Origin of the sequence: Obesumbacterium proteus, from assembly GCF_001586165.1 — a bacterium.
Classification (GTDB): domain Bacteria; phylum Pseudomonadota; class Gammaproteobacteria; order Enterobacterales; family Enterobacteriaceae; genus Hafnia; species Hafnia protea.
The window spans coordinates 706,787-728,014 of sequence record NZ_CP014608.1; the positions used below are offsets into that span (position 1 = coordinate 706,787).

Annotated in this window: 9 protein-coding genes, 4 tRNA genes, 6 rRNA genes, 1 pseudogene and 1 riboswitch; of the genes and pseudogenes, 16 read left to right on the forward strand and 4 right to left on the reverse strand. The window is 48.3% G+C overall.

Translation table 11 applies throughout. From position 1 onward, the window contains the following. The first annotated feature begins 19 nt into the window (after positions 1–19). Entirely contained in the window at positions 20–409 is a 390-nt protein-coding gene (locus tag DSM2777_RS03480; protein ID WP_046458899.1) for a YijD family membrane protein, read from the forward strand. A gap of 77 nt (positions 410–486) precedes the next feature. On the opposite strand, the gene trmA is transcribed toward DSM2777_RS03480, so the two are convergent. Next, on the reverse strand, positions 487–1,590 hold the full coding sequence (trmA, locus tag DSM2777_RS03485; RefSeq protein ID WP_061553186.1) for a tRNA (uridine(54)-C5)-methyltransferase TrmA: 1,104 nt from the start codon (positions 1,588–1,590) through the stop codon (positions 487–489). Positions 1,591–1,708: 118 nt separating this feature from the next. Next, positions 1,709–1,915, forward strand: a riboswitch (cobalamin riboswitch). Between the two features lie 54 nt (positions 1,916–1,969). On the opposite strand from trmA, the gene btuB reads away from it, so the two are divergent. The 12 genes from btuB (at position 1,970) to rrf (DSM2777_RS03545) (ending at position 16,442) form a co-directional block, all read left to right on the forward strand. Then, positions 1,970–3,883 carry a TonB-dependent vitamin B12 receptor BtuB gene (gene btuB / locus DSM2777_RS03490; protein ID WP_061553187.1) on the forward strand — a complete coding sequence of 638 codons (1,914 nt, stop codon included), beginning with the start codon at positions 1,970–1,972 and terminating at the stop codon, positions 3,881–3,883. Beyond that, positions 3,828–4,688 (forward strand): glutamate racemase, encoded by an 861-nt coding sequence (gene murI / locus DSM2777_RS03495; protein WP_061553188.1) that lies wholly within the window; start codon positions 3,828–3,830, stop codon positions 4,686–4,688. The genes btuB and murI overlap by 56 nt, the downstream gene beginning before the upstream one ends. Before the next feature lie 427 nt (positions 4,689–5,115). Further along, a 16S ribosomal RNA gene (locus tag DSM2777_RS03500) occupies positions 5,116–6,658 on the forward strand. Positions 6,659–6,731: 73 nt separating this feature from the next. Then, positions 6,732–6,808: transfer RNA gene (locus DSM2777_RS03505), tRNA-Ile, on the forward strand. Positions 6,809–6,862: 54 nt separating this feature from the next. Then, a tRNA-Ala gene (locus DSM2777_RS03510) sits at positions 6,863–6,938 on the forward strand. 266 nt (positions 6,939–7,204) lie between these two features. Next, positions 7,205–10,113 (forward strand): 23S ribosomal RNA (locus DSM2777_RS03515). A gap of 120 nt (positions 10,114–10,233) precedes the next feature. Next, positions 10,234–10,349, forward strand: a 5S ribosomal RNA gene (gene rrf, locus DSM2777_RS03520). A gap of 860 nt (positions 10,350–11,209) precedes the next feature. Continuing rightward, positions 11,210–12,752, forward strand: a 16S ribosomal RNA gene (locus DSM2777_RS03525). A gap of 73 nt (positions 12,753–12,825) precedes the next feature. After that, positions 12,826–12,902, forward strand: a tRNA-Ile gene (locus tag DSM2777_RS03530). A gap of 54 nt (positions 12,903–12,956) precedes the next feature. Beyond that, a tRNA-Ala gene (locus DSM2777_RS03535) sits at positions 12,957–13,032 on the forward strand. A 266-nt stretch (positions 13,033–13,298) separates the two neighbouring features. Continuing rightward, positions 13,299–16,207, forward strand: a 23S ribosomal RNA gene (locus DSM2777_RS03540). A 119-nt stretch (positions 16,208–16,326) separates the two neighbouring features. Further along, positions 16,327–16,442: ribosomal RNA gene (gene rrf / locus DSM2777_RS03545) — 5S ribosomal RNA — on the forward strand. Together the 16S, 23S and 5S rRNA genes with 4 tRNA genes alongside form the textbook arrangement of a ribosomal RNA operon. Before the next feature lie 120 nt (positions 16,443–16,562). Here the strand turns inward: rrf (DSM2777_RS03545) and mobB are convergent. Together mobB and mobA are read right to left on the reverse strand one after the other, a co-directional pair. Continuing rightward, positions 16,563–17,075, reverse strand: coding sequence for a molybdopterin-guanine dinucleotide biosynthesis protein MobB (mobB, locus tag DSM2777_RS03550; RefSeq protein WP_061553189.1), 513 nt, complete (start codon positions 17,073–17,075; stop codon positions 16,563–16,565). Further along, positions 17,072–17,656, reverse strand: coding sequence for a molybdenum cofactor guanylyltransferase MobA (mobA, locus tag DSM2777_RS03555; protein ID WP_061553190.1), 585 nt, complete (start codon positions 17,654–17,656; stop codon positions 17,072–17,074). Before mobA ends, mobB begins: the two co-directional genes overlap by 4 nt. Positions 17,657–17,822: 166 nt before the next feature. Between mobA and DSM2777_RS03560 the strand changes: the two genes are divergently transcribed. The 3 genes and pseudogenes from DSM2777_RS03560 (at position 17,823) to dsbA (ending at position 19,821) form a co-directional block, all read left to right on the forward strand. Further along, positions 17,823–18,092 carry a YihD family protein gene (locus DSM2777_RS03560; RefSeq protein WP_061553191.1) on the forward strand — a complete coding sequence of 90 codons (270 nt, stop codon included), beginning with the start codon at positions 17,823–17,825 and terminating at the stop codon, positions 18,090–18,092. An 87-nt stretch (positions 18,093–18,179) separates the two neighbouring features. Then, positions 18,180–19,165 (forward strand): annotated as a pseudogene (locus DSM2777_RS03565) (serine/threonine protein kinase). Positions 19,166–19,197: 32 nt separating this feature from the next. Beyond that, positions 19,198–19,821, forward strand: coding sequence for a thiol:disulfide interchange protein DsbA (gene dsbA / locus DSM2777_RS03570; RefSeq protein WP_046360837.1), 624 nt, complete (start codon positions 19,198–19,200; stop codon positions 19,819–19,821). Positions 19,822–19,868: 47 nt separating this feature from the next. On the opposite strand, the gene DSM2777_RS03575 is transcribed toward dsbA, so the two are convergent. Beyond that, positions 19,869–20,789, reverse strand: coding sequence for an acyltransferase (locus DSM2777_RS03575; protein WP_061553192.1), 921 nt, complete (start codon positions 20,787–20,789; stop codon positions 19,869–19,871). Positions 20,790–21,228: the final 439 nt, after the last annotated feature.

The window sequence follows — 21,228 nt, forward strand, 5'->3', positions numbered from 1 at the left end:
TTAAAGCATAGGGTTGGTCATGATTAAAAGTCGTTTGGATGTGGGAACATTGGTTCTGTCATTGGTTGCGGGGCTTTCTATCAGCGGATCTTTTGCCGCACTGTTTAGCTCAGCCGTATCATTTTCGGTATTTCCCCTGCTGGCACTGATTTTATCAGTGTATTGCCTGCATCAGCGTTATCTGAACTGCTCTATGCCTGAAGGTATGCCGGTGCTTTCCTCTTCGTGTTTTCTGCTTGGTTTGCTGATGTATAGCGCCATTGTTCGCGTGGAGTACCCAGAAATCGGTTCGAACTTTATGCCAACTCTTCTGTGTATTGTGTTGGTTTTCTGGATTGCCTACCGCATCAAGGCGTTTAAGAAGAACGCCGAGGCTGATAGCGGAAAAGACTTCCACGATCCTGAGTGATTGAGCCGAACTGATATTCGATGCAAATAGAAAAGGCAGCCAATGGCTGCCTTTTTGCGTTTCAATCTGAATCGTTTTTAATCACGTTTTTCCAGCAACACGCCGCATTCCATATGATGGGTATACGGGAACTGGTCGAACAGCGCCAAACGTGTGACCCGATGAGTTTCGTTCAGCGTTTCTAGGTTTGCGCTGAGCGTTTCAGGGTTACATGAGATATAGAGGATCCGCGGATACGCTTGCACCATGCGCAATGTGTCGTCATCTAAGCCGCTACGCGGTGGATCGACGAAAATAGTTTCGCACTGATAGCCTTTGAGATCGATACCTTCCAAACGTTTGAACTCGCGCACGCCGTTCATCGCCTGAGTAAAATCTTCTGCCGCCATGCGAATGATTTGCACATTCTCGATGTGGTTGGCTGCAATATTAAACTGCGCAGCAGCAACGGAAGGTTTAGCAATTTCTGTCGCGAGTACGCGGTTAAAGTTACGCGCAAGCGCCAAGGAGAAGTTACCGTTGCCACAGTACAACTCTAGCAGATCGCCTTTGGAATCCTGTGTAACGTCAAGCGCCCACTCAAGCATCTTAATGTTTACGGCCGCGTTAGGCTGGGTAAAGCTGTTTTCAACCTGGCGATAGATCATGTCACGCCCAGCAACAGGTAGGCATTCATCAACATAGTCTTGATCGAAACAGATTTTGGTTTTGGTTGCTCGGCCAATAAGCTGCAGGTCAAAACCTTGCGCACGTAGGCGATCGCGAAGTGCTTCAGCCTCAACTTTCCATTCATCATCCAGCTTGCGGTGATAAAGAAGGGAAACCACCACTTTATTGTTCATGGTCGACAGATAGTCAATTTGGAACAGTTTAAAGCGCAGAACGTGGTTGGGCTTTAGCTCATCCATCATCACGCTCATCAAACGGTTAATCAGCTCGCTCGCCGCAGGAAATTGATCGACGCGGATGCGTTTTTTGGTCTGCTGATCAAACATGATGTGGTAGAGATCGCCTTCATCATGCCAAACGCGGAATTCTGCGCGCATGCGATAGTGGCTGGCCGGCGAACGAAATGCCTCAATCTCCGGGGCCGCAAACGGGGTCATCATGTTGGCCAGTCGGGTAATTTTTTCCGTGAGTTGGGCATCATATTGATCGGTTGGCAGCGTGTTCGGCGTCATGGCATTTCTCGTTAGCATAATAATAGAGGGGCGATTGTAGGCGATGGAATGATGATGTCCAGCTCTGTGACTTATTCTACATCCAAATCATAGAAGTCTAGACTTCTGAACATGTTTTCACTTAGCATGGCGGCCCGGTCTCCAGTGGAGAGTGAAAAGGGAATCCGGTGTGAATCCGGAGCTGACGCGCAGCGGTATGGGGAAGTCACGGCGATATTTTGACACTGTCATTACAGATGGGAAGTCATCGCCCGGTGTGTATTCAACAATGAATGTTGATACACAAATCCTAAGCCCGAAGACCTGCCGGTACACGTCGCTTTACGTGGTTTTCGCGAATTAACGCCACGGCTCGCGGCATCCTGCCAATTAAGTTTGGATGCTCTTATATGACTATAAAAAAAATGCGCTGATGGCAGCTTTGTCTGTCACGGCTTTCTCTGGCTGGGCGCAAGATTCTAACGAAACACCTTCATCATCATCCGCAAATACTAACGATGATGTCATTGTCACCGCCTCTCGTTTTCCTCAGCCGGTTTCTACCGTGCTAGCACCTACTGATGTTGTTACCCGAGATGATATCGATCGTTGGCAGGCCAAAACGCTTAATGACGTCATGCGACGTTTACCCGGTGTCGATATCGCTCAAAATGGCGGCATGGGTCAGAGTGCATCGATGTATATCCGTGGGACCAGCGCAAGTCAAGTTCTCGTGCTGGTGGATGGCATTCCTATTGCTCGTCCTGGAATTTCGAATACGGCTGATTTCAATCAAATCCCAATTTCACTGGTTCAACGCGTTGAATATATTCGTGGCCCACGTTCTGCCGTGTATGGCTCGGGTGCGATGGGTGGGGTTATCAACGTGATCACGCAAACCGATAAGGAAGGCGCGCAGATAAATGCAGGCGTCGGCTCTAAAGGGTTCCAGCAGTACGATGGTAGCGTGCGTCAGAAAATCAGTGATAACACCAAAGTCACGTTGGCGGGTTCATATGAGAGCACAAAAGGATTTAACGTGCAGCCGGGCTCAACGTATGAACCGGATCATGATGATGATGGCTATCGCAACAAGACTTTCTGGGGTGGTATAGATCACCAGTTTAACAACGAGTTTTCTGGCTTTGCTCGTGGTTATGGGTATACCAACAACAGTGATTATGACCTCGGGAGTCCGCCGTCGAAACCTGCTTACAGCGCAAATGAAAGCGAAACCTATAATCATACATACGACATGGGCCTGCGCTATTTGTCTGGTGCTTATTCATCCCAATTAACGGGTAGCTATCAAAAAGTAAAAGCTTATAACTACAGCAGCGAGTATGGGCGTTATCACGATGGCACCACGCTGGATGATATGGATCAGCGCAATATTCAATGGGGTAATACCTATAGCCTAGAACATGGGCAGATTAGTGCTGGCGTGGATTGGCAACAGCAGCGCCTGACATCTTCTGATACCAGTCTGTCAGATACCTATAAACGTGATAACACCGGCTTATATTTAAGTGGCCAGCAAAAACTGGGTGATGTCACGTTAGAAGCCTCTGGCCGTGAAGATAAAGACGAACAGTTCGGTTGGCACGGTACTTGGCAAACGGCAGCGGGTTGGGAGTTTACGCCGGGCTATCGAGCCACGTTATCGTATGGCACCGGATTCTTGGCTCCTTCGCTAGGGCAGCAGTTTGGTTCAACGCGTTTCGGCATTGATTCCAATCCTAATTTAAAACCTGAAGAGTCGAAGCAGTGGGAAGCGGGTTTAGAAGGGCTGACTGGGCCACTTGATTGGCGTTTGTCTGCCTATCATTACAAAATTGAAAACCTGATTACCTATTATTCCGATCCTGTCACCTATGCGGGTAGCTATGACAACATCGATTCTGCCACGATTAAAGGCGTCGAGTGGACGGGCAGCGTTGATACGGGGATCTTCACGCATCAGGTCACCTTGCAGTATTTAGATCCGCGCAATGATAAAAATGATGAAGTACTAGCGCGTCGAGCCAAACGGCAGGCTAAATATCAGCTCGACTGGACTATGTTTAATGTCGATATGGATGTCTCGTATCAATATTATGGCCGTCGTTACGATAACAACACGTCTAAATACAATAATACGCAACAGGTATTGCCAAGCTACAGCACCGTCGATATTTCAGCCTCTTATCCCGTTACGTCTCATCTAACAGTTCGTGGTAGAATCGCCAACCTGTTAGATAAAGATTATGAAACGGCTTATGGCTACCAAACCGCAGGTAGAGAATATTATCTCTCCGGTAGCTACACCTTCTAATGATGTAGCGACTTCTAAACCCACTGCGCTGGTTTTTGACTCCGGCGTGGGTGGGTTATCTGTATATCAAGAGATCCGTGATTTGCTTCCGGATCTCCACTATATATATGCATTCGACAATCAGGGATTCCCTTATGGGGAAAAAGACGAAGCGTTTATTATCGACCGCGTTGTTAAAACCGTTGCCGAAGTGCAAAAGCGTCATCCTCTCTCTATTGTTATCATCGCTTGCAACACTGCAAGTACCATCACGCTCCCAGCATTACGCGAACGCTTCAATTGCCCTATCGTTGGGGTTGTACCCGCGATAAAACCAGCGGCAAAACTGACGCGCAACGGTATTGTTGGCTTGCTAGCGACGAGAGCAACGGTGCAACGTTCATATACTCACGACCTGATTGCCCGTTTTGCGAAAGACTGTAGCATCAAAATGCTGGGCTCGGCTGAGCTGGTGGAGCTGGCTGAGGCCAAGTTGCATGGCGAAGAGATTGATCATGCGGTGCTAAAGAAGATACTACGCCCGTGGCTATCAATGGCTGAACCGCCAGACACGGTGGTTCTGGGATGTACGCATTTCCCTTTACTGCGCGAAGAACTGGCGGCGGTATTACCCGCAGGGACTCGTTTAGTTGATTCGGGTGCCGCAATAGCCCGTCGCGTCGCTTGGTTGATTGCTAATCAGGAAAACGTGCTGAGCACGGAAAGTGATTTGGCCTATGCAACAGAAACAAATAGCGATACCGATGCGCTTTTACCTGTATTGCATCGCTTAGGCTTCTCAGAACTACGTGAATTGAGCATTTAATCCTCAAATATGTGGTTTTTGGTGAAAACTTGCGCGGTTGAAAAGTTTTTTTAAATTAGGGGTTGTCAGCCGTTCAGAAGTCCCTATAATGCGCCACCACTGACCGGGAACAACGACGCAAACGTCGCTCGGTGAGGAAGAGAAAAGCATCGCAGTAATGCGAATTTCTGAAAAGAAAAAAGCTTGACTCTTCAGGAGGAAGGCGTAATATGCACCTCCCGAGTTGCTGGAACGAATGTTCGCAATTCGCTGCTCTTTAACAATTTATCAGACAATCTGTGTGGGCACTCACAAGACAATATCTAACGTCCTCGGACGATAAAATATTAAAGTCTTGAAGAGTGACCAAGCAGTAATTCATTTAGTTGAATTATTACGAAAGTTAATTTTCGAGCATCGCTTAACTTGTTTAAGCAAATCAAGCTTTTAATTGAAGAGTTTGATCATGGCTCAGATTGAACGCTGGCGGCAGGCCTAACACATGCAAGTCGAGCGGTAGCACAAGAGAGCTTGCTCTCTGGGTGACGAGCGGCGGACGGGTGAGTAATGTCTGGGAAACTGCCTGATGGAGGGGGATAACTACTGGAAACGGTAGCTAATACCGCATGACGTCTTCGGACCAAAGTGGGGGACCTTCGGGCCTCACGCCATCAGATGTGCCCAGATGGGATTAGCTAGTAGGTGGGGTAACGGCTCACCTAGGCGACGATCTCTAGCTGGTCTGAGAGGATGACCAGCCACACTGGAACTGAGACACGGTCCAGACTCCTACGGGAGGCAGCAGTGGGGAATATTGCACAATGGGCGCAAGCCTGATGCAGCCATGCCGCGTGTATGAAGAAGGCCTTCGGGTTGTAAAGTACTTTCAGCGAGGAGGAAGGCATTGTGGTTAATAACCGCAGTGATTGACGTTACTCGCAGAAGAAGCACCGGCTAACTCCGTGCCAGCAGCCGCGGTAATACGGAGGGTGCAAGCGTTAATCGGAATTACTGGGCGTAAAGCGCACGCAGGCGGTTGATTAAGTCAGATGTGAAATCCCCGAGCTTAACTTGGGAACTGCATTTGAAACTGGTCAGCTAGAGTCTTGTAGAGGGGGGTAGAATTCCAGGTGTAGCGGTGAAATGCGTAGAGATCTGGAGGAATACCGGTGGCGAAGGCGGCCCCCTGGACAAAGACTGACGCTCAGGTGCGAAAGCGTGGGGAGCAAACAGGATTAGATACCCTGGTAGTTCACGCTGTAAACGATGTCGACTTGGAGGTTGTGCCCTTGAGGCGTGGCTTCCGGAGCTAACGCGTTAAGTCGACCGCCTGGGGAGTACGGCCGCAAGGTTAAAACTCAAATGAATTGACGGGGGCCCGCACAAGCGGTGGAGCATGTGGTTTAATTCGATGCAACGCGAAGAACCTTACCTACCCTTGACATCCAGAGAATTTAGCAGAGATGCTTTAGTGCCTTCGGGAACTCTGAGACAGGTGCTGCATGGCTGTCGTCAGCTCGTGTTGTGAAATGTTGGGTTAAGTCCCGCAACGAGCGCAACCCTTATCCTTTGTTGCCAGCACGTAATGGTGGGAACTCAAAGGAGACTGCCGGTGATAAACCGGAGGAAGGTGGGGATGACGTCAAGTCATCATGGCCCTTACGAGTAGGGCTACACACGTGCTACAATGGCATATACAAAGAGAAGCGAACTCGCGAGAGCAAGCGGACCTCATAAAGTATGTCGTAGTCCGGATTGGAGTCTGCAACTCGACTCCATGAAGTCGGAATCGCTAGTAATCGTAGATCAGAATGCTACGGTGAATACGTTCCCGGGCCTTGTACACACCGCCCGTCACACCATGGGAGTGGGTTGCAAAAGAAGTAGGTAGCTTAACCTTCGGGAGGGCGCTTACCACTTTGTGATTCATGACTGGGGTGAAGTCGTAACAAGGTAACCGTAGGGGAACCTGCGGTTGGATCACCTCCTTACCTAAAGATAGCGTTAAGTGCAGTGTCCACACAGATTGTCTGATGAAGAATAACGAGCAGAATACCTTTATATAGGCTTGTAGCTCAGGTGGTTAGAGCGCACCCCTGATAAGGGTGAGGTCGGTGGTTCAAGTCCACTCAGGCCTACCAATTCTTACGCCTGTGTGTCAGGAGTTGGTATCAAAGGTAAACTGTTGACTGTATGGGGTTATAGCTCAGCTGGGAGAGCGCCTGCCTTGCACGCAGGAGGTCTGCGGTTCGATCCCGCATAGCTCCACCATTACTTTTATTTTTAATAAGTATTCAGTCTCAAAAACATACTTCAGAGTGTATTGGAAACAGTATGCTGCGAAGTATTTTGCTCTTTAACAATCTGGAACAAGCTGAAATTTGAAAGCTTAAGCAACTGTGAGAATGACGTCTGTTTATTCAGACTCAAACACTGACACAGTTAGCATTAAGCAGTCTCTCAATTTTTTGCAATCTTGAATGCTGTCTTGAACCGGTTCGTAACCGTGTTCACCAAGAGACACCTTCGGGTTGTGAGGTTAAGTGACTAAGCGTACACGGTGGATGCCTAGGCAGTCAGAGGCGATGAAGGACGTGCTAATCTGCGATAAGCGTCGGTAAGCTGATATGAAGCGTTATAGCCGACGATTTCCGAATGGGGAAACCCAGTGCAATTCGTTGCACTATCGTTAAGTGAATACATAGCTTAACGAAGCGAACCAGGGGAACTGAAACATCTAAGTACCCTGAGGAAAAGAAATCAACCGAGATTCCCCTAGTAGCGGCGAGCGAACGGGGAACAGCCCAGAACCTTAATCAGCGTATGTGTCAGAGGAACGGTCTGGAAAGTCCGGCGATACAGGGTGATAGCCCCGTACTTGAAAATGCATATGTTGTGAGTTCGATGAGTAGGGCGGGACACGTGACATCCTGTCTGAATATGGGGGGACCATCCTCCAAGGCTAAATACTCCTGACTGACCGATAGTGAACCAGTACCGTGAGGGAAAGGCGAAAAGAACCCCGGCGAGGGGAGTGAAATAGAACCTGAAACCGTGTACGTACAAGCAGTGGGAGCCTCTTTTATGGGGTGACTGCGTACCTTTTGTATAATGGGTCAGCGACTTATATTTTGTAGCAAGGTTAACCGAATAGGGGAGCCGTAGGGAAACCGAGTCTTAACTGGGCGTCAAGTTGCAAGGTATAGACCCGAAACCCGGTGATCTAGCCATGGGCAGGTTGAAGGTTGGGTAACACTAACTGGAGGACCGAACCGACTAATGTTGAAAAATTAGCGGATGACTTGTGGCTGGGGGTGAAAGGCCAATCAAACCGGGAGATAGCTGGTTCTCCCCGAAAGCTATTTAGGTAGCGCCTCGTGAACTCATCTTCGGGGGTAGAGCACTGTTTCGACTAGGGGGTCATCCCGACTTACCAACTCGATGCAAACTACGAATACCGAAGAATGTTATCACGGGAGACACACGGCGGGTGCTAACGTCCGTCGTGAAGAGGGAAACAACCCAGACCGCCAGCTAAGGTCCCAAAGTCATAGTTAAGTGGGAAACGATGTGGGAAGGCATAGACAGCCAGGATGTTGGCTTAGAAGCAGCCATCATTTAAAGAAAGCGTAATAGCTCACTGGTCGAGTCGGCCTGCGCGGAAGATGTAACGGGGCTAAACTATGCACCGAAGCTGCGGCAGCGACACTTAGGTGTTGTTGGGTAGGGGAGCGTTCTGTAAGCCGTTGAAGGTGGCCTGTGAGGGTTGCTGGAGGTATCAGAAGTGCGAATGCTGACATAAGTAACGATAAAGCGGGTGAAAAACCCGCTCGCCGGAAGACCAAGGGTTCCTGTCCAACGTTAATCGGGGCAGGGTGAGTCGACCCCTAAGGCGAGGCCGAAAGGCGTAGTCGATGGGAAACAGGTTAATATTCCTGTACTCGGTGTTACTGCGAAGGGGGGACGGAGAAGGCTAGGCTATCCGGGCGACGGTTGTCCCGGTTTAAGCGTGTAGGGGGAAAGCATTGGTAAATCCGTGCTTTTATCAACCCTGAGGCGTGATGACGAGTCACTACGGTGATGAAGTAGTTGATGCCAAGCTTCCAGGAAAAGCCTCTAAGCTCTAGGTAACATTGAATCGTACCCCAAACCGACACAGGTGGTCAGGTAGAGAATACCAAGGCGCTTGAGAGAACTCGGGTGAAGGAACTAGGCAAAATGGTGCCGTAACTTCGGGAGAAGGCACGCTGGCGCGTAGGTGAAGTCCCTTGCGGATGGAGCTGAAGCCAGTCGAAGATACCAGCTGGCTGCAACTGTTTAATAAAAACACAGCACTGTGCAAACACGAAAGTGGACGTATACGGTGTGACGCCTGCCCGGTGCTGGAAGGTTAATTGATGGGGTCAGCCGCAAGGCGAAGCTCTTGATCGAAGCCCCAGTAAACGGCGGCCGTAACTATAACGGTCCTAAGGTAGCGAAATTCCTTGTCGGGTAAGTTCCGACCTGCACGAATGGCGTAATGATGGCCAGGCTGTCTCCACCCGAGACTCAGTGAAATTGAACTCGCTGTGAAGATGCAGTGTACCCGCGGCAAGACGGAAAGACCCCGTGAACCTTTACTATAGCTTGACACTGAACATTGAGCCTTGATGTGTAGGATAGGTGGGAGGCTTTGAAGTGTGGACGCCAGTCTGCATGGAGCCAACCTTGAAATACCACCCTTTAATGTTTGATGTTCTAACTCCGGTCCCTAATCGGGATTGAGGACAGTGTCTGGTGGGTAGTTTGACTGGGGCGGTCTCCTCCTAAAGAGTAACGGAGGAGCACGAAGGTTAGCTAATCACGGTCGGACATCGTGAGGTTAGTGCAATGGCATAAGCTAGCTTGACTGCGAGAGTGACGGCTCGAGCAGGTACGAAAGTAGGTCATAGTGATCCGGTGGTTCTGAATGGAAGGGCCATCGCTCAACGGATAAAAGGTACTCCGGGGATAACAGGCTGATACCGCCCAAGAGTTCATATCGACGGCGGTGTTTGGCACCTCGATGTCGGCTCATCACATCCTGGGGCTGAAGTAGGTCCCAAGGGTATGGCTGTTCGCCATTTAAAGTGGTACGCGAGCTGGGTTTAGAACGTCGTGAGACAGTTCGGTCCCTATCTGCCGTGGGCGTTGGAAGATTGAGAGGGGCTGCTCCTAGTACGAGAGGACCGGAGTGGACGCATCACTGGTGTTCGGGTTGTCATGCCAATGGCATTGCCCGGTAGCTAAATGCGGAAAAGATAAGCGCTGAAAGCATCTAAGCGCGAAACTTGCCTCGAGATGAGTCTTCCCTGAGACCTTGAGTCTCCTAAAGGAACGTTTAAGACTAAGACGTTGATAGGCTGGGTGTGTAAGCGTAGCGATACGTTGAGCTAACCAGTACTAATGATCCGTGAGGCTTAACCTTACAACACCCAAGGTGTTTTAAGACGCAGAGACGCGAAAACACAAAGAGTAGGCTTGTGAACAGATTGGTTTGTATGGCTAGCTGTAGAAATACAGAAAGCGGTACAAATAACAGAATATGCCTGGCGGCGATAGCGCGGTGGTCCCACCTGACCCCATGCCGAACTCAGAAGTGAAACGCCGTAGCGCCGATGGTAGTGTGGGGTCTCCCCATGCGAGAGTAGGGAACTGCCAGGCTTTAATTAAAGTAAAGAACCTCAGTCGAAAGACTGGGGTTTTTTGCTATGGGGAATTTGAGTAAATCATTCTCTATTAACCATGAATTATGTTTTTACAGAGTAGCTGCCAAGCAGAGGATATTATCTGCATGGTGACATATCGCTCAAATAGTTCATATTAAGCACCACACTTCTACTTATTTTATTTCTCTTCGTTATCCTTTTCTTATTTCTCTCCCTAATTATTCTAAGATCGAGCGTGAGTTCTACTATAAATCGAATAACACTGGATCCTGAGTCACTTGTTTTATAGGTGATAAACGATTTAAAAAATCGATCTAGCCAGTAATAAAATCAAAACTTGAATATGTTTTTCTACCTCTTTGTTTATATCTGAGAATACAACGATAGCTGTAGCACAAGCCATTTCTGCGCAATATTCATTCAGAAAGTACCGTTTCTTAAGCTTAATGATGAAATATTATGCATTCGGATTTTTTTATGAAATAAACACTTGTCACCTGCTGAGAAGTCCCTATAATACGCCACCACTGACCGGGAACAACGACGCAAACGTCGCTCGGTGAGGAAGAGAAAAGCATCGCAGTAATGCGAATTTCTGAAAAGAAAAAAGCTTGACTCTTCAGGAGGAAAGCGTAATATGCACCTCCCGAGTTGCTGGAACGAATGTTCGCAATTCGCTGCTCTTTAACAATTTATCAGACAATCTGTGTGGGCACTCACAAGACAATATCTAACGTCCTCGGACGATAAAATATTAAAGTCTTGAAGAGTGACCAAGCAGTAATTCATTTAGTTGAATTATTACGAAAGTTAATTTTCGAGCATCGCTTAACTTGTTTAAGCAAATCAAGCTTTTAATTGAAGAGTTTGATCATGGCTCAGATTGAACGCTGGCGGCAGGCCTAACACATGCAAGTCGAGCGGTAGCACAAGAGAGCTTGCTCTCTGGGTGACGAGCGGCGGACGGGTGAGTAATGTCTGGGAAACTGCCTGATGGAGGGGGATAACTACTGGAAACGGTAGCTAATACCGCATGATGTCTTCGGACCAAAGTGGGGGACCTTCGGGCCTCACGCCATCAGATGTGCCCAGATGGGATTAGCTAGTAGGTGGGGTAATGGCTCACCTAGGCGACGATCTCTAGCTGGTCTGAGAGGATGACCAGCCACACTGGAACTGAGACACGGTCCAGACTCCTACGGGAGGCAGCAGTGGGGAATATTGCACAATGGGCGCAAGCCTGATGCAGCCATGCCGCGTGTATGAAGAAGGCCTTCGGGTTGTAAAGTACTTTCAGCGAGGAGGAAGGCATTGTGGTTAATAACCGCAGTGATTGACGTTACTCGCAGAAGAAGCACCGGCTAACTCCGTGCCAGCAGCCGCGGTAATACGGAGGGTGCAAGCGTTAATCGGAATTACTGGGCGTAAAGCGCACGCAGGCGGTTGATTAAGTCAGATGTGAAATCCCCGAGCTTAACTTGGGAACTGCATTTGAAACTGGTCAGCTAGAGTCTTGTAGAGGGGGGTAGAATTCCAGGTGTAGCGGTGAAATGCGTAGAGATCTGGAGGAATACCGGTGGCGAAGGCGGCCCCCTGGACAAAGACTGACGCTCAGGTGCGAAAGCGTGGGGAGCAAACAGGATTAGATACCCTGGTAGTCCACGCTGTAAACGATGTCGACTTGGAGGTTGTGCCCTTGAGGCGTGGCTTCCGGAGCTAACGCGTTAAGTCGACCGCCTGGGGAGTACGGCCGCAAGGTTAAAACTCAAATGAATTGACGGGGGCCCGCACAAGCGGTGGAGCATGTGGTTTAATTCGATGCAACGCGAAGAACCTTACCTACTCTTGACATCCAGAGAATTTGCTAGAGATAGCTTAGTGCCTTCGGGAACTCTGAGACAGGTGCTGCATGGCTGTCGTCAGCTCGTGTTGTGAAATGTTGGGTTAAGTCCCGCAACGAGCGCAACCCTTATCCTTTGTTGCCAGCACGTAATGGTGGGAACTCAAAGGAGACTGTCGGTGATAAACCGGAGGAAGGTGGGGATGACGTCAAGTCATCATGGCCCTTACGAGTAGGGCTACACACGTGCTACAATGGCATATACAAAGAGAAGCGAACTCGCGAGAGCAAGCGGACCTCATAAAGTATGTCGTAGTCCGGATTGGAGTCTGCAACTCGACTCCATGAAGTCGGAATCGCTAGTAATCGTAGATCAGAATGCTACGGTGAATACGTTCCCGGGCCTTGTACACACCGCCCGTCACACCATGGGAGTGGGTTGCAAAAGAAGTAGGTAGCTTAACCTTCGGGAGGGCGCTTACCACTTTGTGATTCATGACTGGGGTGAAGTCGTAACAAGGTAACCGTAGGGGAACCTGCGGTTGGATCACCTCCTTACCTAAAGATAGCGTTAAGTGCAGTGTCCACACAGATTGTCTGATGAAGAATAACGAGCAGAATACCTTTATATAGGCTTGTAGCTCAGGTGGTTAGAGCGCACCCCTGATAAGGGTGAGGTCGGTGGTTCAAGTCCACTCAGGCCTACCAATTCTTACGCCTGTGTGTCAGGAGTTGGTATCAAAGGTAAACTGTTGACTGTATGGGGTTATAGCTCAGCTGGGAGAGCGCCTGCCTTGCACGCAGGAGGTCTGCGGTTCGATCCCGCATAGCTCCACCATTACTTTTATTTTTAATAAGTATTCAGTCTCAAAAACATACTTCAGAGTGTATTGGAAACAGTATGCTGCGAAGTATTTTGCTCTTTAACAATCTGGAACAAGCTGAAATTTGAAAGCTTAAGCAACTGTGAGAATGACGTCTGTTTATTCAGACTCAAACACTGACACAGTTAGCATTAAGCAGTCTCTCAATTTTTTGCAATCTTGAATGCTGTCTTGAACCGGTTCGTAACCGTGTTCACCAAGAGACACCTTCGGGTTGTGAGGTTAAGTGACTAAGCGTACACGGTGGATGCCTAGGCAGTCAGAGGCGATGAAGGACGTGCTAATCTGCGATAAGCGTCGGTAAGCTGATATGAAGCGTTATAGCCGACGATTTCCGAATGGGGAAACCCAGTGCAATTCGTTGCACTATCGTTAAGTGAATACATAGCTTAACGAAGCGAACCAGGGGAACTGAAACATCTAAGTACCCTGAGGAAAAGAAATCAACCGAGATTCCCCTAGTAGCGGCGAGCGAACGGGGAACAGCCCAGAACCTTAATCAGCGTATGTGTCAGAGGAACGGTCTGGAAAGTCCGGCGATACAGGGTGATAGCCCCGTACTTGAAAATGCATATGTTGTGAGTTCGATGAGTAGGGCGGGACACGTGACATCCTGTCTGAATATGGGGGGACCATCCTCCAAGGCTAAATACTCCTGACTGACCGATAGTGAACCAGTACCGTGAGGGAAAGGCGAAAAGAACCCCGGCGAGGGGAGTGAAATAGAACCTGAAACCGTGTACGTACAAGCAGTGGGAGCCTCTTTTATGGGGTGACTGCGTACCTTTTGTATAATGGGTCAGCGACTTATATTTTGTAGCAAGGTTAACCGAATAGGGGAGCCGTAGGGAAACCGAGTCTTAACTGGGCGTCAAGTTGCAAGGTATAGACCCGAAACCCGGTGATCTAGCCATGGGCAGGTTGAAGGTTGGGTAACACTAACTGGAGGACCGAACCGACTAATGTTGAAAAATTAGCGGATGACTTGTGGCTGGGGGTGAAAGGCCAATCAAACCGGGAGATAGCTGGTTCTCCCCGAAAGCTATTTAGGTAGCGCCTCGTGAACTCATCTTCGGGGGTAGAGCACTGTTTCGACTAGGGGGTCATCCCGACTTACCAACTCGATGCAAACTACGAATACCGAAGAATGTTATCACGGGAGACACACGGCGGGTGCTAACGTCCGTCGTGAAGAGGGAAACAACCCAGACCGCCAGCTAAGGTCCCAAAGTCATAGTTAAGTGGGAAACGATGTGGGAAGGCATAGACAGCCAGGATGTTGGCTTAGAAGCAGCCATCATTTAAAGAAAGCGTAATAGCTCACTGGTCGAGTCGGCCTGCGCGGAAGATGTAACGGGGCTAAACTATGCACCGAAGCTGCGGCAGCGACACTTAGGTGTTGTTGGGTAGGGGAGCGTTCTGTAAGCCGTTGAAGGTGGCCTGTGAGGGTTGCTGGAGGTATCAGAAGTGCGAATGCTGACATAAGTAACGATAAAGCGGGTGAAAAACCCGCTCGCCGGAAGACCAAGGGTTCCTGTCCAACGTTAATCGGGGCAGGGTGAGTCGACCCCTAAGGCGAGGCCGAAAGGCGTAGTCGATGGGAAACAGGTTAATATTCCTGTACTCGGTGTTACTGCGAAGGGGGGACGGAGAAGGCTAGGCTATCCGGGCGACGGTTGTCCCGGTTTAAGCGTGTAGGGGGAAAGCGTTGGTAAATCCGCGCTTTTATTAACCCTGAGGCGTGATGACGAGTCACTACGGTGATGAAGTAGTTGATGCCAAGCTTCCAGGAAAAGCCTCTAAGCTCTAGGTAACATTGAATCGTACCCCAAACCGACACAGGTGGTCAGGTAGAGAATACCAAGGCGCTTGAGAGAACTCGGGTGAAGGAACTAGGCAAAATGGTGCCGTAACTTCGGGAGAAGGCACGCTGGCGCGTAGGTGAAGTCCCTTGCGGATGGAGCTGAAGCCAGTCGAAGATACCAGCTGGCTGCAACTGTTTAATAAAAACACAGCACTGTGCAAACACGAAAGTGGACGTATACGGTGTGACGCCTGCCCGGTGCTGGAAGGTTAATTGATGGGGTCAGCCGCAAGGCGAAGCTCTTGATCGAAGCCCCAGTAAACGGCGGCCGTAACTATAACGGTCCTAAGGTAGCGAAATTCCTTGTCGGGTAAGTTCCGACCTGCACGAATGGCGTAATGATGGCCAGGCTGTCTCCACCCGAGACTCAGTGAAATTGAACTCGCTGTGAAGATGCAGTGTACCCGCGGCAAGACGGAAAGACCCCGTGAACCTTTACTATAGCTTGACACTGAACATTGAGCCTTGATGTGTAGGATAGGTGGGAGGCTTTGAAGTGTGGACGCCAGTCTGCATGGAGCCAACCTTGAAATACCACCCTTTAATGTTTGATGTTCTAACTCCGGTCCCTAATCGGGATTGAGGACAGTGTCTGGTGGGTAGTTTGACTGGGGCGGTCTCCTCCTAAAGAGTAACGGAGGAGCACGAAGGTTAGCTAATCACGGTCGGACATCGTGAGGTTAGTGCAATGGCATAAGCTAGCTTGACTGCGAGAGTGACGGCTCGAGCAGGTACGAAAGTAGGTCATAGTGATCCGGTGGTTCTGAATGGAAGGGCCATCGCTCAACGGATAAAAGGTACTCCGGGGATAACAGGCTGATACCGCCCAAGAGTTCATATCGACGGCGGTGTTTGGCACCTCGATGTCGGCTCATCACATCCTGGGGCTGAAGTAGGTCCCAAGGGTATGGCTGTTCGCCATTTAAAGTGGTACGCGAGCTGGGTTTAGAACGTCGTGAGACAGTTCGGTCCCTATCTGCCGTGGGCGTTGGAAGATTGAGAGGGGCTGCTCCTAGTACGAGAGGACCGGAGTGGACGCATCACTGGTGTTCGGGTTGTCATGCCAATGGCATTGCCCGGTAGCTAAATGCGGAAAAGATAAGCGCTGAAAGCATCTAAGCGCGAAACTTGCCTCGAGATGAGTCTTCCCTGAGACCTTGAGTCTCCTAAAGGAACGTTTAAGACTAAGACGTTGATAGGCTGGGTGTGTAAGCGTAGCGATACGTTGAGCTAACCAGTACTAATGATCCGTGAGGCTTAACCTTACAACACCTAAGGTGTTTTAAGACGCAGAGACGCGAAACACAAAGAGTAGGCTTGTGAACAGATTGGATTGACTGGTGAGCTGTAGGAATACGGAGCACGGGTTAATTAACAGAATATGCCTGGCGGCGATAGCGCGGTGGTCCCACCTGACCCCATGCCGAACTCAGAAGTGAAACGCCGTAGCGCCGATGGTAGTGTGGGGTCTCCCCATGCGAGAGTAGGGAACTGCCAGGCTTTAATTAAAGTAAAGAACCTCAGTCGAAAGACTGGGGTTTTTTGCTATGGGGAATTTGAACATTTCATTCAATAAATAACCGCTAACGCGGCTATTTATTATTGTTATGTAGGTAGATCTTACTGCTGCTTTAACCACTCTTCGACGAAATCTGCTATATATCCGATGTTATTTATATCTAACATAGGGAGATTGCAGTTGATGTTTCCATCGCTCGCCAGCATCACAACGTGATCGTCAATTATTCCAGCAAAAGGCTTCGCAACTGATTCACGATATAACGCGATCTTAGGAATAGGTTCATGCTTAAAGCCTTCAACCAAAATAAGGTCACAGCGCGAGGGATCGATCTTCGAAGCAAGAAATTGTAAATCCAGCGGTTCCTCTTCTGGCGTTTCCGTCATCAGCGCCCACCGTTTGTCACTTGCTACCAAGGTTTGTTCTGCGCCTGCTTTACGGAGCTCGTAGCTATCTTTTCCTGGGGTATCAATATCCATATCGTGGTGTGTGTGCTTAATCAGCGCGATTCTTATCCCTTTAGCATTCAGCAGTGGGATAAGCTTCTTTAATAACGTTGTTTTTCCTGTCCCGCTATAAGCCGCTATACCAAGCAAAGGTATGCTGTTCTTCATTTTTGCTCCTTTAGCCTCTGCTCGCAACGCAAACACTCTTCGTATGTATTGAAATTAATGAAGCACTCTTCTTTAGGATACGTAATCCTTTGAGCCTCACATTGTTCTAAAAATATCATTAATTTGCGCTCGCCTCGTTCAAGATAATTCATCAGCGGTGAAATGAGAGAGCGATGCAATAACGCAATTGTTGGATGTGCTCTGCTTCCATCAAATATGTATGCGGCTTTTTTATCTGCTTTATATGTCCACAGGTGATGCACGATATCTGTTGGAATAAATGGAACATCACATGGAGCAAACACAACCCACTCATGGTGGCTTTGCTGCAAACCACTGAGCATTCCTGCTAATGGTCCGGGGTAATCGTTAAGAACGTCAGGGAATACGCTTAGCCCTGAACGTTGGTAAATTGATATATTGCGATTAGCATTGATGGATAGCCTTGTTACCTGAGGTGCCAGCGCGTCCTGCACATATTGATAAAGAGGCTGGCCATTGAGTAGAACGAGGCCTTTATCATTACCCCCCATTCTAGAGGCTCTTCCTCCAGCTAGAATTACGCCTTCGATGTCATACATACAAGGTCTCTCTCTGTCGCTAATGGCATATTGTAACGCGCCTGCTGGATACTTTCCTGTGCGTGTAATAGTTTGTAAAAAGTGAATGTTATACGTGCAAGGGCTATCTTTGGTAAATTAAGACTGATAATTTGTCTGCCCATTAAGCATCAGGGAGAAATACATAATGAAATGCCATCGCGTTAATGAACTTATTGAACTGATCCATCCAGCTTGGCAACAAGAACCTGATTTAAATCTGGTTCAATTTTTGCAAAAACTTGCCGACGAAGCCGGGTTTAAAGGCGATTTAGCTGACCTGACCGACGATATTCTCATTTATCACCTTAAGATGCGTAACAGCGCCAGCACTGAAGCCATCCCAGGTCTAAAGAAAGACTACGAGGAAGACTTTAAGACCGCTATTCTGCGCGCCAGAGGCGTAATCAAAGACTAATTTCAGATAAGATAGCGCATAAACAGCGCGGTAGGTCGATTTGATAATGTTATCATCTTGGTTTATTGCGCGAGCTCTGGCCTAACTATGACTAATCCAACTTTCAGTTTTCAAACACTTACGCCAGATCTTATTCTCGATGCCATTGAGAGTACGGGAATTCGTATTGATTCCGGCTTAACCGAGCTCAATAGTTATGAGAACCGTGTCTTTCAATTGATGGATGAAGATCGCCAGCGCTATGTTGCTAAGTTCTATCGTCCTGAAAGATGGTCAGATAGCCAAATCGGCGAGGAACATAGCTTTGCTCGCGAGCTGTCTGATAGCGAGATCCCTGTTGTCGCACCATTGTCGTTAAATGGGCAAACGCTTCATCATTTTGCTGGTTACGCCTTTACTCTGTTTCCAAGCGTGGGTGGCCGCGCATAGAAATTGACAACGACGATCAGCTTGAATGGGTTGGGCGTTATATGGCGCGTATCCATCAAGTGGGTCAGCAGAAGCTCTTCAGCGAGCGGCCAACGATGGGGTTGGATGAGTATCTCTACCAGCCAAGGGCTGTTTTAGAGCGTACTTCATTAATACCTGCAAAGCTAAAACCCGCGTTTCTTACTGCCCTAGATTCATTAATTTCAGAGGTTGAGCAGTATTGGACGACCGACTGGGCGCCGGTACGGCTACATGGCGATTGCCACCCCGGCAATATTCTGTGGCGCGATGGCCCGCTGTTTGTTGACTTAGATGACGCGCGCAATGGCCCTGCGATCCAAGATTTATGGATGCTATTGCACGGTGAGCGCCAAGAGCAGCTTATCCAACTAGATATTTTGCTTGAAGCCTACGGTGAATTTGCTGATTTTGATTCTCAGCAGCTAAAACTAATAGAGCCGCTGCGTGCTATGCGCATGGTGCACTATTTGGCATGGGTTACCCGCCGTTGGCAAGACCCTGCCTTTCCAAAGAGTTTTCCGTGGATGACCGATGAGAGTTTCTGGTTGAGACAAACATCTGCCTTCATGGAGCAGGTTAAGCTGTTACAAGCACCACCGTTGCAGCTAATGCCGATGTATTAAATCAAAAAACTTAAGACGATGGAGAAGTTCGCATGAAAAAGATTTGGTTGGCGTTAGTTGGGATCGCAATGGCATTTGGTGCCTCTGCGGCTCAATTTTCTGAAGGCGATCAGTATGTGAAGCTAGATAAAAGTGTCACTAATGAGCCACAGGTTTTAGAGTTTTTCTCATTCTACTGCCCGCACTGCTATGAGTTCGAAGAGGTTTACCACGTTTCCGACGCAGTGCGTAAAGGCCTGCCAGAAGGCGTGAAAATGACCAAATATCACGTCGAATTCTTAGGTCCATTGGGTAAGCAGTTAACTCAAGCGTGGGCTGTTGCAATGGCTTTGGGTGTTGAAGATAAAATCACTCAGCCAATGTTTGAAGCCGTGCAGAAAACCCAGAGCGTTCAGAGCCCTGATGATATCCGTAACGTCTTCATTAAAGCGGGCGTTAGCGCTGCAGACTACGATGGCGCGTTGAACAGCTTTGTGGTGAAATCTTTAGTCGTACAGCAAGAGAAAGCGGCTGAAGATCTGCAACTGCGTGGCGTCCCTGCTATCTTCGTTAATGGCAAATATATGGTCAAAAACGATGGTCTGGATACCAGCTCAATGGATTCCTACGTTCAGCAGTTCTCTCACGTTGTAAACTTCCTGCTGAAACAGAAATAATCCTGCGTCTGTCTTAGCAATAAAAAACCGGGCTTTTGCCCGGTTTTTTATTTATGTGGTGCTGCGTACACCTTTTTAAGGTGATCGATAAGCCGATCTTTTTGCTGCCAGAGATTATTCAACCAGAGCTGGAAGTGTCGTTTAAAGACCTTATCGTTGAAATAATCGCCGTGCATTTCCGCTGTGATGGGCAATGTTTCTACTCGCACGACAATTTTCTTCATTCTGCCGCAGAGTAGATCTAAAAATGGGCTGTGATTATTGTCTGGATAAACCAGTGTAATATTCAATACACGATCAAACTGATTGCCCAATGCGCTTAGTGTGAATGCGATGCCCGCTGCTTTTGGTGGGAGCAAATTTCGATAAGGAGAGTGCGTTCTTACTCGCTTCTCTTCAGTGCTGCGCGATCCTTCGACAAAATTAACAATGGTGGTTGGACGAAGACGAAACTTTTCGCAGGAACGGCGTGTGGTTTCAATATCTTTGCCACGTAATTCGGGATGCTTTAGTAAATAGCTGCGTGAATAGCGTTTCATAAACGGCATATCCAGAGCCCAGCAGGCAAAGCCAACGAAAGGAACCCAAGCAAGCTGTTGCTTCAAAAAGTACTTATTCATTGGAATATAATTGCGCAACAGTACGCAGAGTACGACGATATCGGTCCAGCTTTTATGATTACTGATGACCAAATACCAATTGTCTTTGCTCAGATCTTCTAAGCCGTCTACCTCCCACTTTAAACCAACGTTAAGCCTCATCAGCATCGATAAGCCTTGGCACCAGCACCACATCATGAAATCAGCGAAGCTTGAGATATATCGCCAAATAAAAGGGATGGGGAGTAGGAGTTTTATGATGCCTGCGATCGTAATCGGTATAGAACATAAAACTGTCACGAGGATGGTCAACGCCGTGGTTAACACAAATAGGATGGGTGATAGAACCAAGGCAATCAACGTAGGCATTAGCTTATTCGTGTAATAGCATTTGAGGAATCAAAGCGCGATTTTACCAGAAGGCTTATTGAACAACAGCATTTCGCCAGATATATGAAAGATAAATTCAAAAGCATTAGCATAGTTGATTATTTAGACTACTCTGTATGAGGCGTTATCAGTAATATGAAAATAACGGTGACTAACTGAAATATTATCCACATCACAAGATGGCTGGCTATTTTATATGCTGGCAGGTATATTTGCATGTAAGTCATTTAAAATATTAATAAAATTGCAAATCAAAGATAGGCAATAACACTTATTATTAAAATCATGATCTTTTGTTCACAAACTTATCCACAATTTGATCGTTCAGATCTGAATACTTGATCGCATTACTCATCAAATCTCCCGCTAAAATTCGTCTCTTGTCCCGAGGTATGGCATCCTTACCTCTAAGTTCACC